Below are 19,143 nucleotides of genomic sequence, written 5' to 3' on the forward strand. Positions count from 1 at the left end.
ATAGATAAAATAAGGCCCTATATATTAAAAAAAGGTTTGAAATGAATTCAGAATCTATTGCAAATAAAATTCGAACTAAACTAATAATAGCAGGTATATTTATTATAGCTTTTGCCATTGCCGTTTCATATTACATGATTTCTAATATGGAAAAAGAGATACAATTAAGTACTAAAGCACATTTCGAACTTTTAATAAATGAAAGAATTAAATCAAAGATGAATATTGGTTTAACAAATGCAATTACACTTTCAAAAAATACAGATATTATGGCAGCACTCGAATATAAAGATAGAGATACAGCTAAGCTTTCATTAGAAGGTATTTCAAAGGCTATGAAATCAGGAACAAGTTTAAAGAATGTAAAAATTCATATTCATGATAAAGATGTTAAATCTTTTTTTAGAGCTTGGAAACCAGATAAGTATGGGGATGATTTAAGCTCTTTTAGGGAAACAATTTTAGAGGTTAAAAAAACACAAAAACCATTAAATGCAATTGAAGTAGGAAGAGCAGGTTTAGTTTTAAGAGGACTAGCTCCTATTTTTGATATTGAAGATAAATATTTAGGTTCAATTGAATATATACAAGGTTTTAACTCTATTGTAAATGATTTTAAAAAAGATGGTGAATATCTTTTAGTTTTAATGGATGAAAAATATAAAAGAGGTAATGCTTTATCTGATCAAAGTAAAGTTGGAAAATATTATATCTCACAAAAAGATGTTGATAAAAATTTTGTAAATAGTTTTTCAAAAATTGATATGAATAGTTTAAAACAAAACGGGATATTAAAAGGTAGTAATTATTTTTATACAGCTTTTCCTATTAAAGATTTAAAAGGGGAGCAAATTGGTATCTATGTTTTAGGTGAAGATATAAAAAAACTAGAAACAGTAATTAGTAATTCTTCACAAATAGTTTTTGTAATGCTTGCTTTAATGGTAGTTCTAATTTTAGTTTTTGTATTTATAACAATGTATTTATTTAAAAAGATTGTTACCGGTGGTTTAAATAAATTTAAATCAAATTTCGCATACTTTTTAGAATTTGTTTCTTTCAAAATCAATACATTTCATAAACCAGCTGTTTATACAAATGATGAAATAGGCCAAATGTTAACAATGTTAAATGAGGCAGCTGAAACTTTTGATAAAAAATTAAAAAATGATATGAGGGTTATTGGTGAAATCGTTTTAACAACTGATAAAGTTGAACAAGGTATCTATAAATGTAGAATTAATTCTAATTCTGATAATCCTATGATTATGACTTTAAAAACTACAATTAATAAAATGCTTGATGCTATGGATTTAAATATGAAAGAGCTTATGAAAACTTTAGGTCATTATTCTGAGGGTGATTTTAGAGAAAAAGCTTATATAGCTGAAAATTTAAAAGCTGATATGCTAGAAGTTATGAACTCAATTAATAAGTTAGGAGATGCTTTAAGTGAAAACGCGAAAAGCAACCTGCATAACGGAGAGACATTAGAAGATAACTCAACAACAATGACAAGCTCAATGGAAAACCTAGCATTAAAAGCAAATGAACAAGCAGCAAGCTTAGAAGAGACAGCAGCAGCAGTAGAAGAGATTACCTCTATAACAAGAGGGAACACACAAAATGCAACAAAAATGGCAACATTAGGGAAAACAGTAAGAGATTCAGTAACAACAGGTGAAGATTTGGCATCTAAAACAGCATCTTCAATGGATGAGATAAATGAAAAAGTAACAGCAATAAATGAAGCAATAAATGTAATTGATCAAATAGCATTCCAAACAAATATTCTTTCGTTAAATGCAGCAGTAGAAGCAGCAACAGCAGGAGAAGCAGGAAAAGGGTTTGCAGTAGTAGCACAAGAAGTAAGAAACCTAGCATCAAGATCTGCCCAAGCAGCAAAAGAGATAAAAGAATTAGTAGAAGATGCAAACCTAAAAGCAAATGAAGGTAAAGTAATTTCAGATAGTATGATAGAAGGATATAAAGAGTTAAATACACATATAAGTGAAACAATCCATATCATAGAAGATGTAAGTGTAGCATCAAGAGAACAGATGACAGGTATAGAACAAATAAATGATACAATAACAATGTTAGATAGAGTAACACAAGAGAATGCGAGTGAAGCTAATCAAGTAAAAGAGATAGCAAAAGAAGTATCAGCAATGGCAAATGAATTAGTACAAGATGCCAAAAGTAAAAAGTTTAACTAAGGAGAGAACATGGCAGCAGGACAAGAGACAGTTTTAGATGAATATGCATTCTTAGTTAGTGAAACAGATGAAAAGGGTATAATAAGATTTGCCAATGATGATTTTTGTAAAATAGCAGAATATAGCCTAGAAGAGTTAATAGGTGAGCCACATAGTAAAGTAAGAGATCCTGAAATGCCTAAAAAAGCTTTTAAGTCATTGTGGGATACAGTACAAAAAGGTAAAATCTGGACAGGCTATGTAAAAAATGCTACCAAATCAGGAGGATATTATTGGGTATATGCTACAGTATATCCATTCGAAAGTTGTGATGGTTCTAAAGGTTATCTATCTTGTAGAAGAAAACCTTCTAGAGAAGAAATTGACACTATTAAAGAAGTTTACAAACAATGGAATTTAGAAGAGGGGAAATAGATGGAAACGATTAACGATACTCATGAAGAGATGATAAATTATGCAAACTCAAGCGAGTTTATGACATTTGAACTTGGTAAAATGAAATATGCAATCGAGTTACCTAAAATTAGAGAAATTCTTACATATCCTAAGAATATAACAATATTACCCAACACAACAAAATGGGTAAAAGGGTTAATTAACCTAAGAGGTGAGGTTGTTCCAATTCTTGATATTAGAATAAAGTTTAAAACTGGTGAAGTTGTTTATAATGAAAGCACAGCTGTAATTGCAGTGATAACTGATGATAAAAGAATGATTGGTATTGTGGTTGATAAAGTTGATGATGTTCAAAGAATTGATACTTCAACATTAGCACCTGTTTCTGATATGGGGTCAGCAATTCCTTCTAAATATTTAAAAGGTTTTGTAAGATTAGCAAATAATCAAATGCTTGTAATAATGGATATTGAATCTGTTGTTAGTAAAGATGAATTAAAGAATTAAAAGAATAAAATAATTTTATGCAAGAAAAAATAGAAAAATTAAAGCGGCTAAAACTACTATTTGTAGAAGATGAGACGGATCTTGTCGAAATTATTACTGATACATTACAAAAGTTGAATGCAAACTTTTTATCAGCAAAAAATGGTCAAGAAGCACTTGATATTATTGAAGCCAATGATGACATAGATATTATTGTAACAGATATAAATATGCCTGTTATGAATGGTCTAGTTATGATTAAAGAATTACGAGATAGAGGGAACTCTATCCCTATTATTATTATGTCTGCACATACTGAAACAGACTATATTAATAAAGCAAAAGAGTTAGGTGTAGATAACTATTTACTAAAGCCTTTTGATTTTATTAAATTTATTGATTTGATAACTGAGATGGAAATAAAATAATATAAATGTCTGGGACAATTGATAAAAAATTATTAAAAAGACTTAAACTACTTTATGTTGAAGATGATGATACTGTTAGAGCAGATTTGTCATCTTTGCTTTCAAACTTTTTCGACACTGTATATACGGCAAAAGATGGTCAAGAAGGTTTATCTTTATATAAACAAAAACAAAATGAAATTGATGTAATTGTTGCTGATATAAATATGCCAGGATTAACTGGAATACAAATGTTAGCAAAAATAAGAGAGTTTGATAAAGATGTTCCAACAATATTTGCAACAGCATATTCTGATAATGAATTTTTAGTTGATGCAATAAAATTAAAAGTTTCAGAATATATTATAAAACCAATTGATATAAGAAATTTAATGACTTCATTAAATGAGATTGCAAAAAATACTTACCATGATTTTCTTATAAACCAACAAAATAAAGAATTAAAAAAATATAAAGATATTATTTATAACAACAATATTGTTATAAGAACTAATAAACATATGAAAATATCTTTTGTAAATGACCTTTTTTGTAAAATTACTGGATTTGACAAAAAAGAGTTATTAGGTGAAGAATTAACTGTTTTAAAACATAAAGATGTGGATTCTGAAATTTATAAAAAAATTTATAATTGTGTTTTAGATAACAGACAATGGAATGGTGAATTAAAAAATCTAACAAAAGATGGAAGTTTTTATTATGCTGATACATCAGTTATCTCTACTTTAGATGATTCAGGAGATATTACTGGATGTTTAATAATACAAAAAGATGAAACCTCAAAAGCTATTAAAAGGCGAGAAATCCAAACCTCTTTAATAAAAGACAAAAGTGAAATTTTTCAAAAAAGTAAAAAAAGTTCAGTAGAGCTTTATCAAGTAATAAATAATTTGAATGATGAATTAGAGTCATTAAAAGAGGGCTTACAAAAAGAGAAACAAGAGAAAAATTCTTATATAAATACACTTGAAAGATATAGTTCCGAAAATAAAAAACTTTTAAACGAAATAAATACATATAGAAAAGTTAGTGAAACTTCACATGATGCAACTAGAAAACTAATTAAAATGTCAAAAGAGAGTGCAGACTTAAAAGTTGAAATAAAAAGACTAGAAACAAAACTAGAGATGATTGAAGATGAACATCAAAAAGATTTGAAACAGCAAAAAGTTTATTATGAAGTAAAATTAGATGATATGGACAAACTTTTAACTAGTGCAAAAGAAAAGTTAGATGCAGTTGAAAATGTTGAAGCAGTTTCTCAAAAATTAGCTTATTGGCAAGAAAAAGCAAAAAGTGAAGCAAAGAAAAATGAAAAAATTGAAAAAGAGATCATAAGTTATGGGGATAAAAAACTAATGGCTAAACTTTTTGGAGGGAAATAACCTCCAAAAATTATTTGATTTCAATATTTAAAATCTTTTGTTCCATTAAAGGTTTACTTCCATTACTTTGTCCAAGTGTTGGTACATTTTCAATAGTTTTTAAAGTTTTCATTCCATCTTTTAAGTATCCAAAAATAGTATGTCTTCCATTTAACCAAGGTGTAGGAACAGTAGTAATAAAAAATTGACTTCCATTTGTATTTGGTCCCGCATTAGCCATGGCTAAAATTCCAGGTTTGTTAAAAGTAATATTTGGAGCAAATTCATCTTGAAAAGGTTTACCCCAAATTGATTCACCACCTCTACCTGATGCAGTAGGATCTCCACCTTGTATCATAAAGTTTTTTATTACTCTATGAAAAACTGTACCATTATAATAACCATTTTTTGCATGTGTAATAAAATTTTCAACTGCTTTTGGAGCTAAATCAGGTCTCAATTCAATTTGCATTTCACCTTGATTTGTTTTTATAACTGCAATAGGATTCGCTGCTTCTAATAGTAACATGAAACCAAAAAGTAGAAAAAATATTTTTTTCATTTTTTACCTTTATTTCTAAATTTTTGAGCAAGTATATTACTTAAGATTTTAAAAACTTATTAAAATAACTTTTTTATATGGGTTTAAAAATTATCTGTTAAAATTAAGATAATTTTTATCTTAATTTTAAAGGACTCAAAATATGGAAATGCCAGCAATTCCTCAACCAACATTTTATATCTTCAAATGTGAACAAAGTGCACCTCCAGGTATGCCAAAACCTTCATGTGTAACAGAACAAAGTAGAGATTTATTTAACCACTTAGCGCAATCAATGATGCAAAAAGGATTAATGGGACCAGTTCAAGCAATTAGAACATCATGTTTAGGTCGCTGTCAAATGGGGCCTGTTATGTTAGTAGAACCAGGTCATCATATGTATTGCCAATTATCTAAGGAAAAAATAGATAAAATAGTTGAAGAACACATTATAGGTGGAGCTCCTGTTCAAGAGTATTTAATACCTGAACAATTCTGGGGAGAACCTGTAAGTTTATCTTAAAAGAGGATATTATTAATGACATTTGATATGCTTTATAGTAAGATTCATAGAGCAACTGTAACAGATGCAAACTTGAACTATGTTGGTTCAATCACAATTGATGAAGATTTGATGAAAGCTTCAAAATTGAGAGTTGGACAAAAAGTTGAAATTGTTAATATTAACAATGGAGAAAGATTTGCAACTTACGTAATAAAAGGGAAAGCGGGCAGCAAAGACATGTGTTTAAACGGCGCAGCTGCAAGAAAAGTAGAGATAGGTGATAAGATTATTGTAATTTCATATGCTTCATATTCTGAAGAGGAATTAGAAACTTATAAACCAACAGTTGTAATCGTTGATGATGAAAACAATATTGATTCAATTACTAACGAACTTGTAGGAAGTGATCATGTTTGATGGTATTGATTTAAGTAAAATAAATTTAAATGAAGTGATGGGGCAGGTTCAAGAGATGGCTGATAAAGCCAAAGAAGAAAATGCCTCTAAAATTTTTACTTCAAAAGCAGGCGGAGGTATGGTAGAGCTTTCAATTAATGGAAACTCTGAAGTTATAGACCTTCAAATTGATGACTCTTTAATGGATGATAAAGATTCCCTTCAAATATTATTGATTTCAGCAATGAATGATGTAATAAAACAATCTGATGAAAATAAAAAATCTATGGCCATGAATATGATGGGTGGATTTGGTTCATTTGGTCAAAATTAAAGATGCAAAAACTTTTAAAAACATTTGAAGATTATCTTCTTGATAATCTTCCTCTTTCAAATACTTTTCATCCTTATTTTGAAGAAGCTTTAGGGCAGATGTTAAAAGCAGGTGGAAAAAGATTTAGACCTATGCTGTTGCTTTGTGTGGTAGAGTCTAAAAAACCATTATTATTAAACAATTCATTACCTGTGGCACTTGGATTAGAGATGTTACATACATACTCTTTAGTGCATGATGATTTACCAGCTATGGATAATGCAGATTTAAGAAGAGGTTTTGAAACTATTCATAAAAAGTATGATGAAGTTACAGCTATATTAGTAGGTGATGCACTAAATACTGAAAGCTTTAAGCAAATAGTAAATGCACCCTTACATAATGATATTAAAATTGATTTAATTAAAACATTAAGTACTGATGGTGGAATTGATGGAATGATTATAGGTCAAGCAATAGACTGTTTTTTTGAAAATCAAAAATTAGAACTAAATCAGTTAGAGTTTTTACATATACATAAAACTGCAAAATTGATTGCTGCTAGTTTAAAAATGGGTGCAATAATATCTGAATATGATTTAGAAATACAAGAAAAGCTATACAACTTTGGTATTGACTTAGGTTTATTATTCCAAATTCAAGATGATATTATAGATGAAACACAAAGTGAAGAGGAAGCAGGAAAAACTACACAAAATGATAGTGCTAAAAATTCATTTGTAAATCTTTTAGGTCTTGAAGGGGCAATTAAAAGTGCAGATGATTTAGCAGATAAGTGTATTGGTGAGTTAAATAGTCTTGATGAGAATTTAAAAAATTCATTAAATGAATTACTACTAAAATATATTAATAGACACAAAAATTAATTTTTTAAAAAACTTTAGTCAAATCTACTCAAACTACTTGACAATTAATAAAAAATTTTTTATAATTTGGCACTCTATTTTTTTGAGTGCTAATATAATAAAAATTTAAAAATACAGATTTTACAGGAGAAATATTATGAGTTTTAAACCATTAGGTAAAAGAGTTCTTGTTCAAAGAACAGAAGTAGAAGAAAAAACAGCAAGTGGAATTATACTTGTAGATTCAGCAAAAGAAAAGCCTAACACTGCGGTTGTAAAAGCTGTTGGTTCTGAAGTAACAGAACTAAAAGAGGGAGATACAATTGTATTCGAACAATATAGAGGTACGGAGTTCACTTTAAATGGTGAAGACTATTTAATATTAGATATTGAAAATATTATAGGAGTAATGTAATTATGGCAAAAGAGATTAGATTTAGTGATAGTGCAAGAAATCAATTATATACTGGTGTAGAAAAATTAGCTGATGCAGTAAAAGTTACAATGGGACCTAGAGGAAGAAATGTTCTTTTACAAAAATCTTTTGGTGCTCCAACAATTACAAAAGATGGTGTATCTGTTGCAAGAGAGATTGAACTTGATGATACTTTAGAAAATATGGGAGCTCAACTTGTAAAAGAGGTTGCTTCAAAAACTGCTGATGAAGCAGGTGATGGTACTACTACTGCAACTGTATTAGCTCACTCTATTTATAAAGAGGGTCTAAGAAACGTAACAGCTGGTGCTAATCCTATTTCATTAAAAAGAGGTATGGATAAAGCTTGTGAAGCTATTTTAGCAAATCTAAAAGAGTCTTCAAAAGTTGTTGCAAATAAAACTGAAATTGAGCAAGTAGCAACTATCTCAGCAAACTCTGATAAAGCAATTGGTTCAATGATTGCTGAAGCTATGGATAAAGTTGGAAAAGATGGTGTAATTACTGTTGAAGAAGCTAAAGGTATTTCTGATGAATTAGAAGTTGTTGAGGGGATGCAGTTTGATAGAGGTTACCTATCTCCATATTTCGTAACAAATTCTGAAAAAATGATTGCTGAATTAGAAAACCCATATGTATTATTATATGACAAAAAAATCTCTAACTTAAAAGAGATGTTACCAATCTTAGAATCAGTAAATCAATCTGGAAGACCTTTATTAATCATTGCAGAAGATGTTGATGGTGAAGCATTAGCAACATTAGTTGTAAATAGATTAAGAGGTTCTTTAAATATTGCAGCTGTAAAAGCCCCAGGTTTTGGAGATAGAAGAAAAGCTATGTTAGAAGATATTGCAGTATTAACTGGTGGAACTGTTGTATCTGAAGAGATGGGAATGAAACTAGATACTTGTGGTATTGATGTTTTAGGAACAGCTTCTAAAATCGTAATTGATAAAGATAATACAACTATCGTAGATGGTACAGGTTCAAATGAAGCAGTTACTGCAAGAGTAAACCAAATCAAAGCAGAAATTGAAAATACAACTTCTGATTATGATAAAGAAAAATTACAAGAAAGACTTGCAAAATTAAGTGGTGGTGTAGCAGTTATTAAAGTTGGTGCTGCAACTGAAACTGAAATGAAAGAGAAAAAAGACAGAGTTGATGATGCTTTAAGTGCAACTAGAGCTGCTGTTGAAGAGGGTATTGTTATTGGTGGTGGAGCTGCATTAATCAGAGCTGCTGCTAAAGTATCTTTAGACTTAGATGGTGATGAATCAATTGGTGCAGATATTGTACTAAGAGCTATTAAAGCACCAATGAAACAAATTGCAATTAATGCAGGTTTTGATGCAGGTGTAGTTGTAAACGAAGTAGAAAAATCTGATAATGATAATTTTGGATTCAATGCTGCAACTGGTGAATATGTAGATATGTTCGAAGCTGGTATTGTAGACCCTGCAAAAGTTGAAAGAGTAGCTATGCAAAATGCTGTATCAGTTGCATCTTTACTTTTAACAACTGAAGCAACAGTAACAGACATCAAAGAAGATAAACCAGCAGGTCCATCTATGCCAGATATGGGTGGAATGGGCGGAATGCCTGGTATGATGTAAAGATGTCCAAATTTGTCTAATTATGTCTATTTATAGTACCCTTTTGGGGTACTATGTCTACTTTTCCTAACTATTTCCTAACCACAGTTGTCCAACTATGACTAAATTTGTCTACTTTTGTCTAAATTAGTTGTAGGAATGTAAATTACCTCTCAACCACCTAATAGTTTCTTTTTGATAAAATGAAAAAAAATAAACGGATGAAGTGATGATAAAATTTTTTAGTTTACTGTTTTTATGTTTTACTTTATTGAATGGTGATGATAAATCATTTGAAAAGATATTTAAAGAGTTTAATATTAATGGAACTTTAGTATTGACAACACTAAAAAGTAATGAGTTGTATGTGTATAACTCAAAAAGAGCTGATAAGAGATTTTGTTCAGCTTCAACTTTTAAAATACCTCATACTTTAATTGCATTAAATGAAAATCTGATTACAACAAAAGATGATATTATAGAATGGGATGGAGTAAAAAGAGGATATGAACTTTGGAATAAAAATCAAACATTACAATCAGCGATTTCAGTGAGTTGTGTTTGGTGTTATAAACAATTTGCACAAAAAATATCAAAAGAAAAATATATTGATTATCTTTTAAAATTTAACTATGGAAATAAAACATTAGGAGAAGATAAATCATCTTTTTGGTTAAATGGTGATTTGAAAATATCTGCATATGAGCAGATAGAATTTTTAAAAAAACTTTATAATGAAAATCTCCCAATTTCTAAAAACAACATTAGTATAGTTAAAGATATTATAACAGTAGATAAAAATGATAAATATGAATTAAAAGCAAAAAGTGGATGGGATGGAGCTGTCGGTTGGTATGTAGGTTATGTAAAAACAAATAATAAGGTATATTTCTTTTCTTTAAATGCTGATATAAAAAGAGAAGAATTAAACCTTAGAAAAGAGATAGTTTATAAAGCATTAAAATCCAAAAATATTTTATAAAATAAGGTGTCTCAAATTGTCTAAGATAGTCTAACTATGTCTATCCAAAAACACTCAAAATATTTTTCTTAACCAATTTCCTAACCACAGTTGTCTAACCCATTTTGAAATCAGATTTTATCCTCTGTATCTCCTATGAGTAGGTGGTTTTTAAGGTGTATTTTATGGTTTTAAAAGTGTCTCAAAATGTCTAAGTTGGGTTTTTTGAATGTGTCTTATGTAGTCTATCTTTGACTAAGATAGTTTAGGTGAGGGAAGTTGAGTCTATTTTACTAAATTAGATGATGTAAAAACTCGTTAAAAATGACAACTGCTTGTCATTTTTAGAGTTTGCAGACGAAATGGTCTAACAAAGTTAGCCATTGAGGGGGAACAAGGCAATTATTTCCTTGTTCCCCTTTTTTATTTCTTTCAAAAATTTAATCAATTACTTATATATAAATACAATTTAAAAAATACTATTATAATTTAATTTTAAGATTTTTATAATATTTAACCTTTATAAAATAATAAAATAGATACAATATTATTTTTTAAAATAAGGTGAATTGTTGAAATTTCAAAATATCAGGTTGATATATTTAAAAAATATTATGCTATTTCTTTTTTTTGGTTTTGTAATTGCTACTATTACAAGTTATATTCAGTATTCTGTCAAATACGACGAAGTAAAAGAAAAATTAAAAGATGAATCATTTTTTGTATCAAATAGAATTAAAACACAGATTAAAAATTATATAAATAAAATAGAAGTAAGTATAAACTCTATTTATGATAATAAGTTATTTTTAGATTATATAAACAATACAACTAATTATAATAAAAATATTATAGAACAATTATTTATTAATACAATGGAAAATAATAAGAGTTATTTTCAGTTAAGATTTCTAGATATAAATGGTATAGAAAAGATAAGAATTGATAGAAAAGATGATAAAGTTTTCATAGTAGAAGATTCTAAGCTTCAAGATAAATCAAATAGATACTATTTTAAAGGTGCAGTTAATACTAAAAGAGGTGAATATTGGTATTCAAATGTTGATTTGAATATTGAAAATAAGAAATTAGAATATCCTATAAGACCAACATTTAGAGTATCAACAAAAGTATTTCATAATAATCAGTTTGTTGGGATATTAATTGTAAATATTGAACTAAAACCCCTGCTAGATAATATTAAAGATAATAAACAATTTAATATCTATTTGATTGATAAAGATGGGTATTTTATTTTAAATCCAGATTCTAAAAAAAATTGGTCAAGATATTTAGGTACTAATTATAAAATTGATTTTGAAAATAATAAAAAGGAAAGAAATTTTACAAATACTTATTTATTCCCACTAAATAAGTATTTTAATAACAATGAAGGTATTCAATTAGTATTAAAAGTCAAAAATCACTATTTAGATAAAATTATTGATAGTAATCGTAATTTAGCTTATACTATAGGTATTCTAACGCTACTTATCTCTATTCCAATAAGTTTAATTATTTCAGTACCTATATCTAAACTTTATATAAAGTTTGAAAAAATTTATAAAGATAATTTAAAATATGTAGATTTGGTTGATAAATACGTAATAAGTATGACTGTTGATTTAAATAAAAAAATTGTGGAAGTAAGCAAAGCTTTATGCAATATTAGTGGATTTGCTAAAGATGAACTTATTGGAAATGATGTATCCATAATACGAAATACTAAAACAAATAATTTAGTATGTAAAGATTTATGGAATAATATTCATGAAGGTAAAGTTTGGACTGGAGAAATTGAAAATAAAAAAAAGAATGGTAAATTATATTGGATAAAAACTACTGCTTTGCCAAATATAGAAAATAGTAAAATATTAAGTTTTAGTTCAATTAGCGAAGATATTACTGATAAAAAAATTATAGAAAAGATTTCAGAAACAGACAAATTAACTCAATTATACAATAGGATCAAATTAGATAGAAGTTTAGAATATGAGTTTAATAGATTTAAAAGAAATAGAGCGATTTTTTCTCTTATTTTAATAGATATAGATTTTTTTAAATTAGTTAATGATACTTTTGGTCATCAAGTTGGGGATAAAGTATTAATAGAAGTTTCAAATATATTAAAAGAAAATTGCAGAAAAATAGATATATTGGGAAGATGGGGAGGAGAAGAGTTTTTAATAATTTGTGTAAATACTGAAATTTTAGGGGCTCAACATCTTGCAGAAAAGTTAAGAAAAAAAATTGCAAAGTATGAATTTGAAATTGTAAAACATAAAACTATTAGTTTAGGTGTTTCTCAAGTAAATTTAAACGACACCATTGAAAGTTTGATAAAAAGAGTTGACAATAATCTTTATCAAGCTAAAGAAAGTGGTAGAAATCAAACTGTAACAGATATTTATTGATATAAAAAAAGGGAAATGTTAAATAATCATTTCCCTTTTTGATTTAAATAATACACATATTTATAAATTTGTTCTGTAACAAACTATGTTTAATTATTTTTTAACAATACTAAAAATGAAAATCCTTTGTCATTAGCACCTCCATATTGTTTATATAATGAAATTATAGCACTTTTTAACATTAAAAGTTAATTAAAGTAATTAGTCTAAAGTATTTAAATATATTTATTTAAGTTTACTAATGAATATTTATGGAAATCTATATATTTAGAATTATGTGAACCAAAGTATCCATAAAAAGGCATAGACTTAATATTAATTATCTCTTTAAAATCATTTTTATCTAAAATATCAAACTCATAATGTGTTTCAATATATTTTTCTTGATAAGTATAAAAAATATCATTTTGAAAATAAGGTGAAAGTTTCTTATTTTTTGAAAGTGGTGTTTTGTTCTCTTTTTGTAGTGTAACTTGTGGGCAATCTTTGTCTATATAAATTTGATTATCTAAATTTGTACTAAGAGGATAAATTCTACAAACACTAGGTCTTTTCTCATAAATAGTACACTTAAAGTCTATATTATAAGGACATAAGCTTTTTCCATTTGTTAGTAAAACTACTGGTTTTATGTAGTTTAGTCCACCAAAAATAAAAACAATAGGAAAATTTTTATAAATATATTCAAATTCATCTAATAAAATTTGAGAAAATACTATCCCTTCTCTTCCATCGCAACATTTTGCATGACAATCTTTACAATCACCAAAATATAACTCTTCTTCATCTAATAATTTAAACACAACACTCTTTTTTAATGGAAGTGTAACTAATTTTAGTTAAAATCTCTAAAAACAAAATGGAATAAAATGAAAGAAAAATTAATAAAAATTATCAAAGAAGCAGGGGAAATATTAAGAGATGGATATTTTTCTAAAAAAGATGTTAATTTTAAAGCAAAAAAAGATTTAGTAACAAAATATGATGTAGCAGTAGAGAATTTTCTAAAAGAAAAGTTCTCCCAAGAATTTAAAGATTTTAATCTAATAGCAGAAGAATCAGATAACAACAATATTGAATTTGGAAACTCAATAATTATTGATCCAATTGATGGAACTACAAACTTTGTAAATCAAGTACCTCATACAGCAATTTCAGTGGGAGTTTATAAAGATAAAAAACCTTTTATTGGAATAGTTTATAATCCAATTTTAGATGAATTATATGAATCAGAAGTTGGCTGCGGAGCTTTTTTAAATGGAGAAAAGATTGAAGTTTCAAAAGAGAAAGTTTTTCAAAAAGCACTAATATCAACAGGATTTCCATATAGTAGTGGAACAAACAATGAAGATTTATTAGATGTTATAGAAAAGATAAAAAATGTACTTCCAAAATGTCAAGATATTAGAAGATTAGGTTCAGCAGCTTTAGACTTATGTTATGTTGCAAAGGGAACTTATGAAGGGTATTATGAGATGAATCTAAAAGCTTGGGATGTAAGTGCTGGAATAATTATTTTATTAGAAGCTGGTGGACAAGTATCAAATTTATATTTGCAAGATTATAAATTATTTGAAGATAAATATATTATTGCTTCAAATGGGCTAATACATTCCCATTTAATATCAAATCTTGTTATGAAGTAGTTTTTTAGCAATTTTTAGATAATATAAATACTTTTAAAAATATACAAAAGGGTAAATATGTGCGGTATTGTAGGGTACATAGGTAAAAAAGATACAACTAAATTTTTATTAGATGGTTTAAAAGAATTAGAATATAGAGGTTATGATTCAACAGGATTGGCTTTATTAAACAATGATAAAATTGATGTATTTAAAGCATTAGGTAAATTAACTAATCTAGTAAATAAAATTAGTAATGCCACATTGGATCAATACCCAATAGGAATTGGTCATACAAGATGGGCAACCCATGGAAAACCTACAGAATTAAATGCCCACCCACATTTAGGTGAATACTCTTATGTAGTTCACAATGGAATAATTGAAAACTATAAAGAGATAAAAGAGCAATTACAAAGTGAGGGTGTGAAATTTCTTTCACAAACTGATACTGAAGTTATTGTTCATCTTTTTGAAAGTTTCTATAACAAATTAAACGATTCAAAAAAAGCTTTTGAAAATACAATTGAAAAATTAAAAGGTGCTTTTTCAATTCTTTTGATTTCAAAAGCAGATCCAGAAAAAATATTTTTCTTTAAAAATGGAAGTCCATTAATTATTGCAAAAGGTAATGATGAAGGTGAAGTTATGTTTGCATCATCTGATGCACCACTAATTGGACTTGCACAAGATGTAGTTTATTTAGAAGATGGAGTAGGTGGAATAGCTTCTGCTTCAAACATAGAATTTTTAAGTGATAATTATACTTGGAGTACTCTTCCTACTTCAAAACAGTTTGCACAAAAAGATGGTTTTAGATTCTTTATGGAAAAAGAAATTTATGAGCAAAGTAATGTAGTAAGTGATTGTATGCTTGGAAGAATTCAAGATGAAGGAATATATTTTGATGAAATTAATCCAAGCTTAATTGAAGGAATTAAAGAGATAAAATTATGTGCATGTGGTACATCGTACCATGCAGGTCTAACATCTTCATACCTTTTTGAGAGACTTTCTAAAATAAAATGTAATGTAGAAGTAGCAAGTGAGTTTAGATATAAAGAGCCACTTCTTACAAAGGATACTTTATTTATCGTTATTTCTCAAAGTGGTGAGACAGCTGATACATTAGAGGCTTTAAAGATGGCAAAGAATGCTGGACTTAAGTCTTTGGTTATTTGTAATGTTGATAACTCATCTATGACAAGACTTGCTGATTATACAATTTTAACAAGAGCCGGAATAGAAAAAGGTGTTGCTTCAACAAAGGCATTTTCGACACAAACTGTAGTTTTATGGATGTTATCTCTTTATTTTGCTAAAATAAAAGGTTCAATTTCATCTGAGAAATTACAAAGTGAATTAAAAGCTTTAAGAGAGGTTCCTAAAACATTAATTGTTGAGGATAAAATTCACGAAAAATGTAGAAGATTATCAAAAAGATATCTTCACGGTCATGGTTTTTTCTTTATAGGACGAGATGTCTTTTTCCCATTAGCCCTAGAAGGTGCTTTAAAATTAAAAGAAATATCATATTTACATGCTGAAGGTTATCCAGCAGGTGAAATGAAACATGGTCCAATTGCGTTGGCTGATCCAGAGTTATTTACTATAGCTTTGATGCCACAAAATTTATTATATGATAAAATAAAATCAAATGTTGAAGAGTTAAGTGCAAGAGATAGTACAATTTGTGCCATATCACCACTTGATTTTGAACTTAGTGATGATTTTATCAAAACTCAAGAAACAGAGCATTATATGCTAGAGTTCTTTGAGATGTTAGTTGTATTGCAAGTTTTATCAATGGAGATTTCAATACGATTAGGGAATGATGTTGACATGCCAAGAAACTTGGCTAAGTCTGTTACTGTTGAATAAATATTAATTTTTTATTTTTTTAATTTTAAAATAAAAAGTAAGTGTGTATTTAATGGAAAACAAAAATGGAAAACCTACGAGGAAAACAAAAATGGAAAACAAAAATCAATACTTATTTACAAGTGAAGTTGTAAGTCCGGGGCACCCAGATAAGTGTGCAGATATTATTGCTGATTCAATCGTTGATAGATTGATAATTGAAGATAAGCAAAGTAGAGTAGCTTCGGAAGTTTTTGTTGCTGGAAAGCATGTTGTAATTGGTGGAGAAGTTAAATCTAAATGCCAATTATCACAAGAAGAGTATGAAGAGATTGTAAAAGATGCTCTTGCAAAAATTGGTTACGACGGTAAATCTAGTTTTACAAAAGAACAATGTTTACATCCTGATGATGTAAAAGTACAGGTGCTTTTAAACCAACAAAGCCCAGATATCTCTCAAGGAGTTGACCAAACTACTGGAGATATTGGGGCAGGTGATCAAGGTATTATGTTTGGTTTCGCATCAAGTGAAACAGCTGACTTAATGCCAGCTGCTATCACTTATGCAAGAATGTTGGCAGATAAAGTTTATAATTATGCTTTAAATCATAAACATAAACTTGGAGTTGATATTAAAACTCAAGTTACTATTGATTATGGTACAAAAGAGAATTTTGAGAATTGTAAACCTCAAAAGATTCATACAATCGTTGTTAGTGCACCTTCAGTTGAAGGTATGCCAATAGAAGAAGTTAGAGAGTTAATCCAAGGTCTTATTGATGATACTGGATTACCAACTGATATGTATGACAAAGATAAAACAATTATTCATATTAATCCAACAGGAAGATATGTAAACCATTCTTCTTTACACGATAGTGGATTAACGGGAAGAAAACTTATTGTTGATTCATTTGGAGGATATTCACCAATTGGTGGTGGAGCTCAATCTTCAAAAGATTATACAAAAGTTGATAGATCTGGACTTTATGCTGCAAGATGGATTGCAAAAAATATTGTTGCAGCAGGACTTGCTTCAAAAGCAGTTGTACAAATATCTTATGCAATTGGTGTTGCTAGACCAACTTCTGTTGCAGTTGATACTATGGGTACATATACAAAAATTGATGATGACAAGTTATCACAATTTGTAATGGATGAATATCCATTAACTCCAAGATGGATTACTGAGCAGTTCAACCTTGATAACCCTTCTGAAGAAACATTCCTTTATGCGGATGTTGCTGCAAGAGGACAAGTTGGACAAAGTGATTATCCTTGGGAAAAACTTGATCAAGTAGAAAAATTTAAAAGCTTAGTTTAGAGGTATATATAATGGATTTAAAAAACTTATTTAGTAAGATTACATTTGATAGTGGGAATAAAGAACAACCTACAAAAGGTGATGCACCAACACACTGGATTAAGTGTCCAGAGTGTTCTGCATTGATGTTCTTTAAAGAGGTTGAAAACCAAAACAATATTTGTCCTAAGTGTAATTTTCATATGAGAATTGGTGCAAAAAGAAGAATTGAAATTTTAGCAGACAGTGATTCTTTTGTTGAATATGATTCTGATTTAAAACCTATAGATCCATTAAAGTTTGTAGATAAAAAATCTTATAAAAAAAGAGTTGATGAAGCTTACAAAAAAACAGGAAGAAACTCAGCAGTTGTTAGTGGTGAGTGTACAATAAATGAAGTTCCTGTTCAAATTGTTGTATTTGATTTCGCTTTTATGGGTGGAAGTTTAGGTTCTGTTGAGGGTGAAAAAATTGTTAGAGCTGTTGATAGAGCTATTCAAAATCATCAGGGTCTAATTATTGTTTCTGCTTCAGGAGGAGCAAGAATGCAAGAATCAACTTTCTCTTTAATGCAAATGGCTAAAACTTCTGCAGCACTTAAAAGAATGGATAAACTTAAACTTCCTTTCATCTCTGTATTAACAGACCCAACTATGGGTGGAGTTTCTGCATCATTTGCATTTTTAGGTGATATTATCATGGCAGAACCAGGTGCATTAGTAGGATTTGCAGGACAAAGAGTTATTAAGCAAACTATTGGGGCAGATTTACCTGAAGGTTTCCAAAGAGCAGAATTTTTACTTGAAAAAGGTTCAATTGATATGGTTGTTAATAGAAGTGAGATGAAAAAGACTCTTTCTGATTTATTAACAATGTTTCAAAAAGATACTAACGTTAGTTAATTAAAGGTGGAGTTTTTACTCCATCACTTAAATTTATGGCAAAAATTAATATTTATGCAATTGTAAAACCATCGAAAGATGAGTTTGATAAACTTTCAAATGATTTTATAAAAATGTGCTCAAAATTTGCAAAAGTTGAAGTTCATAGTGTATTTAATAAAAATATAGCAAAAGCTCAAACAATAGGTGAAAAAGAAGCACAAAAGTCTTATACAGAGGCATTTGAACCACATATGAAAGGTTTTTGTATAGCTTTAGACGTATTAGGTAAAAAAATTGATAGTTTTAAATTTTCAGAAATAATTACAACCCATAGTGAAATAAATTTTTTTATAGGTGGAGCTTATGGTTTTGAAAGAAGTTTTTTAGATAAATGCGACATTTCAATAAGCCTTAGTGCACTAACTATGGCTCATAAAGTAGTGACACTTGTATTACTTGAACAAATATTTAGAGGTTTAGCAATAAAAAATAACCATCCGTATCATAAATAATTTATAAATTTTTGTGTATAATTGCAAAATTTTTTT

The 19,143-nt window shown here is 28.3% G+C and carries 20 protein-coding genes; 18 read left to right on the top strand and 2 right to left on the bottom strand.

Annotated elements, in window-relative coordinates; translation table 11 throughout:
• The first annotated feature begins 41 nt into the window (after window positions 1-41).
• Genes ACKU3H_RS06655 through ACKU3H_RS06675 form a run of 5 tightly spaced genes read left to right on the top strand, consistent with a single transcriptional unit; the run spans window position 42 to window position 4,914 of the window.
• On the top strand, window positions 42-2,219 hold the full coding sequence (locus tag ACKU3H_RS06655) for a methyl-accepting chemotaxis protein (RefSeq protein ID WP_320036198.1): 2,178 nt from the start codon (window positions 42-44) through the stop codon (window positions 2,217-2,219).
• A 9-nt stretch (window positions 2,220-2,228) separates the two neighbouring features.
• The gene (locus ACKU3H_RS06660) at window positions 2,229-2,633 is read left to right on the top strand and encodes a PAS domain-containing protein (RefSeq protein ID WP_320036199.1); all 405 of its coding nucleotides are present in this window, start codon (window positions 2,229-2,231) and stop codon (window positions 2,631-2,633) included.
• Window positions 2,634-3,122 (top strand): chemotaxis protein CheW, encoded by a 489-nt coding sequence (locus tag ACKU3H_RS06665; RefSeq protein WP_320036200.1) that lies wholly within the window; start codon window positions 2,634-2,636, stop codon window positions 3,120-3,122.
• Window positions 3,123-3,139: 17 nt separating this feature from the next.
• On the top strand, window positions 3,140-3,529 hold the full coding sequence (locus ACKU3H_RS06670; protein ID WP_320036201.1) for a response regulator: 390 nt from the start codon (window positions 3,140-3,142) through the stop codon (window positions 3,527-3,529).
• Window positions 3,530-3,534: 5 nt separating this feature from the next.
• Window positions 3,535-4,914: a response regulator gene (locus ACKU3H_RS06675; protein WP_320036202.1), complete on the top strand. Its 1,380-nt coding sequence runs from the start codon at window positions 3,535-3,537 to the stop codon at window positions 4,912-4,914.
• A 10-nt stretch (window positions 4,915-4,924) separates the two neighbouring features.
• Here the strand turns inward: ACKU3H_RS06675 and ACKU3H_RS06680 are convergent, their stop codons facing one another.
• Window positions 4,925-5,455, bottom strand: a complete 531-nt coding sequence (locus ACKU3H_RS06680; protein WP_320036203.1) for a peptidylprolyl isomerase — start codon at window positions 5,453-5,455, stop codon at window positions 4,925-4,927.
• Window positions 5,456-5,597: 142 nt separating this feature from the next.
• Here ACKU3H_RS06680 and ACKU3H_RS06685 point away from each other — a divergent pair, with 142 nt between their 5' ends.
• The 8 genes from ACKU3H_RS06685 (at window position 5,598) to ACKU3H_RS06720 (ending at window position 12,923) form a co-directional block, all read left to right on the top strand.
• The gene (locus tag ACKU3H_RS06685; protein ID WP_320036204.1) at window positions 5,598-5,957 is read left to right on the top strand and encodes a (2Fe-2S) ferredoxin domain-containing protein; all 360 of its coding nucleotides are present in this window, start codon (window positions 5,598-5,600) and stop codon (window positions 5,955-5,957) included.
• Window positions 5,958-5,972: 15 nt separating this feature from the next.
• Window positions 5,973-6,356, top strand: a complete 384-nt coding sequence (gene panD / locus ACKU3H_RS06690) for an aspartate 1-decarboxylase (protein WP_320036205.1) — start codon at window positions 5,973-5,975, stop codon at window positions 6,354-6,356.
• Window positions 6,349-6,669 (top strand): YbaB/EbfC family nucleoid-associated protein, encoded by a 321-nt coding sequence (locus tag ACKU3H_RS06695; protein ID WP_320036206.1) that lies wholly within the window; start codon window positions 6,349-6,351, stop codon window positions 6,667-6,669. The genes panD and ACKU3H_RS06695 overlap by 8 nt, the downstream gene beginning before the upstream one ends.
• A gap of 2 nt (window positions 6,670-6,671) precedes the next feature.
• The gene (locus ACKU3H_RS06700) at window positions 6,672-7,535 is read left to right on the top strand and encodes a polyprenyl synthetase family protein (RefSeq protein ID WP_320036207.1); all 864 of its coding nucleotides are present in this window, start codon (window positions 6,672-6,674) and stop codon (window positions 7,533-7,535) included.
• 136 nt (window positions 7,536-7,671) lie between these two features.
• Entirely contained in the window at window positions 7,672-7,929 is a 258-nt protein-coding gene (gene groES / locus ACKU3H_RS06705) for a co-chaperone GroES (protein WP_320036208.1), read from the top strand.
• A gap of 2 nt (window positions 7,930-7,931) precedes the next feature.
• Entirely contained in the window at window positions 7,932-9,569 is a 1,638-nt protein-coding gene (groL, locus tag ACKU3H_RS06710; RefSeq protein WP_320036209.1) for a chaperonin GroEL, read from the top strand.
• Window positions 9,570-9,777: 208 nt separating this feature from the next.
• Window positions 9,778-10,530 carry a class D beta-lactamase gene (blaOXA, locus tag ACKU3H_RS06715; protein ID WP_320036210.1) on the top strand — a complete coding sequence of 251 codons (753 nt, stop codon included), beginning with the start codon at window positions 9,778-9,780 and terminating at the stop codon, window positions 10,528-10,530.
• A gap of 551 nt (window positions 10,531-11,081) precedes the next feature.
• Window positions 11,082-12,923 carry a diguanylate cyclase gene (locus ACKU3H_RS06720; RefSeq protein WP_320036211.1) on the top strand — a complete coding sequence of 614 codons (1,842 nt, stop codon included), beginning with the start codon at window positions 11,082-11,084 and terminating at the stop codon, window positions 12,921-12,923.
• Between the two features lie 215 nt (window positions 12,924-13,138).
• On the opposite strand, the gene ACKU3H_RS06725 is transcribed toward ACKU3H_RS06720, so the two are convergent.
• On the bottom strand, window positions 13,139-13,726 hold the full coding sequence (locus tag ACKU3H_RS06725) for a hypothetical protein (protein WP_320036212.1): 588 nt from the start codon (window positions 13,724-13,726) through the stop codon (window positions 13,139-13,141).
• Window positions 13,727-13,792: 66 nt separating this feature from the next.
• Between ACKU3H_RS06725 and ACKU3H_RS06730 the strand changes: the two genes are divergently transcribed.
• The 5 genes from ACKU3H_RS06730 (at window position 13,793) to ACKU3H_RS06750 (ending at window position 19,107) form a co-directional block, all read left to right on the top strand.
• Window positions 13,793-14,569: an inositol monophosphatase family protein gene (locus ACKU3H_RS06730; RefSeq protein WP_320036213.1), complete on the top strand. Its 777-nt coding sequence runs from the start codon at window positions 13,793-13,795 to the stop codon at window positions 14,567-14,569.
• Between the two features lie 57 nt (window positions 14,570-14,626).
• Entirely contained in the window at window positions 14,627-16,429 is a 1,803-nt protein-coding gene (glmS, locus tag ACKU3H_RS06735) for a glutamine--fructose-6-phosphate transaminase (isomerizing) (RefSeq protein WP_320036214.1), read from the top strand.
• A gap of 91 nt (window positions 16,430-16,520) precedes the next feature.
• Window positions 16,521-17,732, top strand: a complete 1,212-nt coding sequence (gene metK / locus ACKU3H_RS06740) for a methionine adenosyltransferase (protein ID WP_320036215.1) — start codon at window positions 16,521-16,523, stop codon at window positions 17,730-17,732.
• 11 nt (window positions 17,733-17,743) lie between these two features.
• Window positions 17,744-18,613 carry an acetyl-CoA carboxylase, carboxyltransferase subunit beta gene (gene accD, locus ACKU3H_RS06745; protein WP_320036216.1) on the top strand — a complete coding sequence of 290 codons (870 nt, stop codon included), beginning with the start codon at window positions 17,744-17,746 and terminating at the stop codon, window positions 18,611-18,613.
• Window positions 18,614-18,648: 35 nt separating this feature from the next.
• Entirely contained in the window at window positions 18,649-19,107 is a 459-nt protein-coding gene (locus ACKU3H_RS06750; protein WP_320036217.1) for a 23S rRNA (pseudouridine(1915)-N(3))-methyltransferase RlmH, read from the top strand.
• The last annotated feature ends 36 nt before the right edge of the window (window positions 19,108-19,143 follow it).

This window comes from Halarcobacter sp. (assembly GCF_963675975.1).
Classification (GTDB): Bacteria; Campylobacterota; Campylobacteria; order Campylobacterales; family Arcobacteraceae; genus Halarcobacter.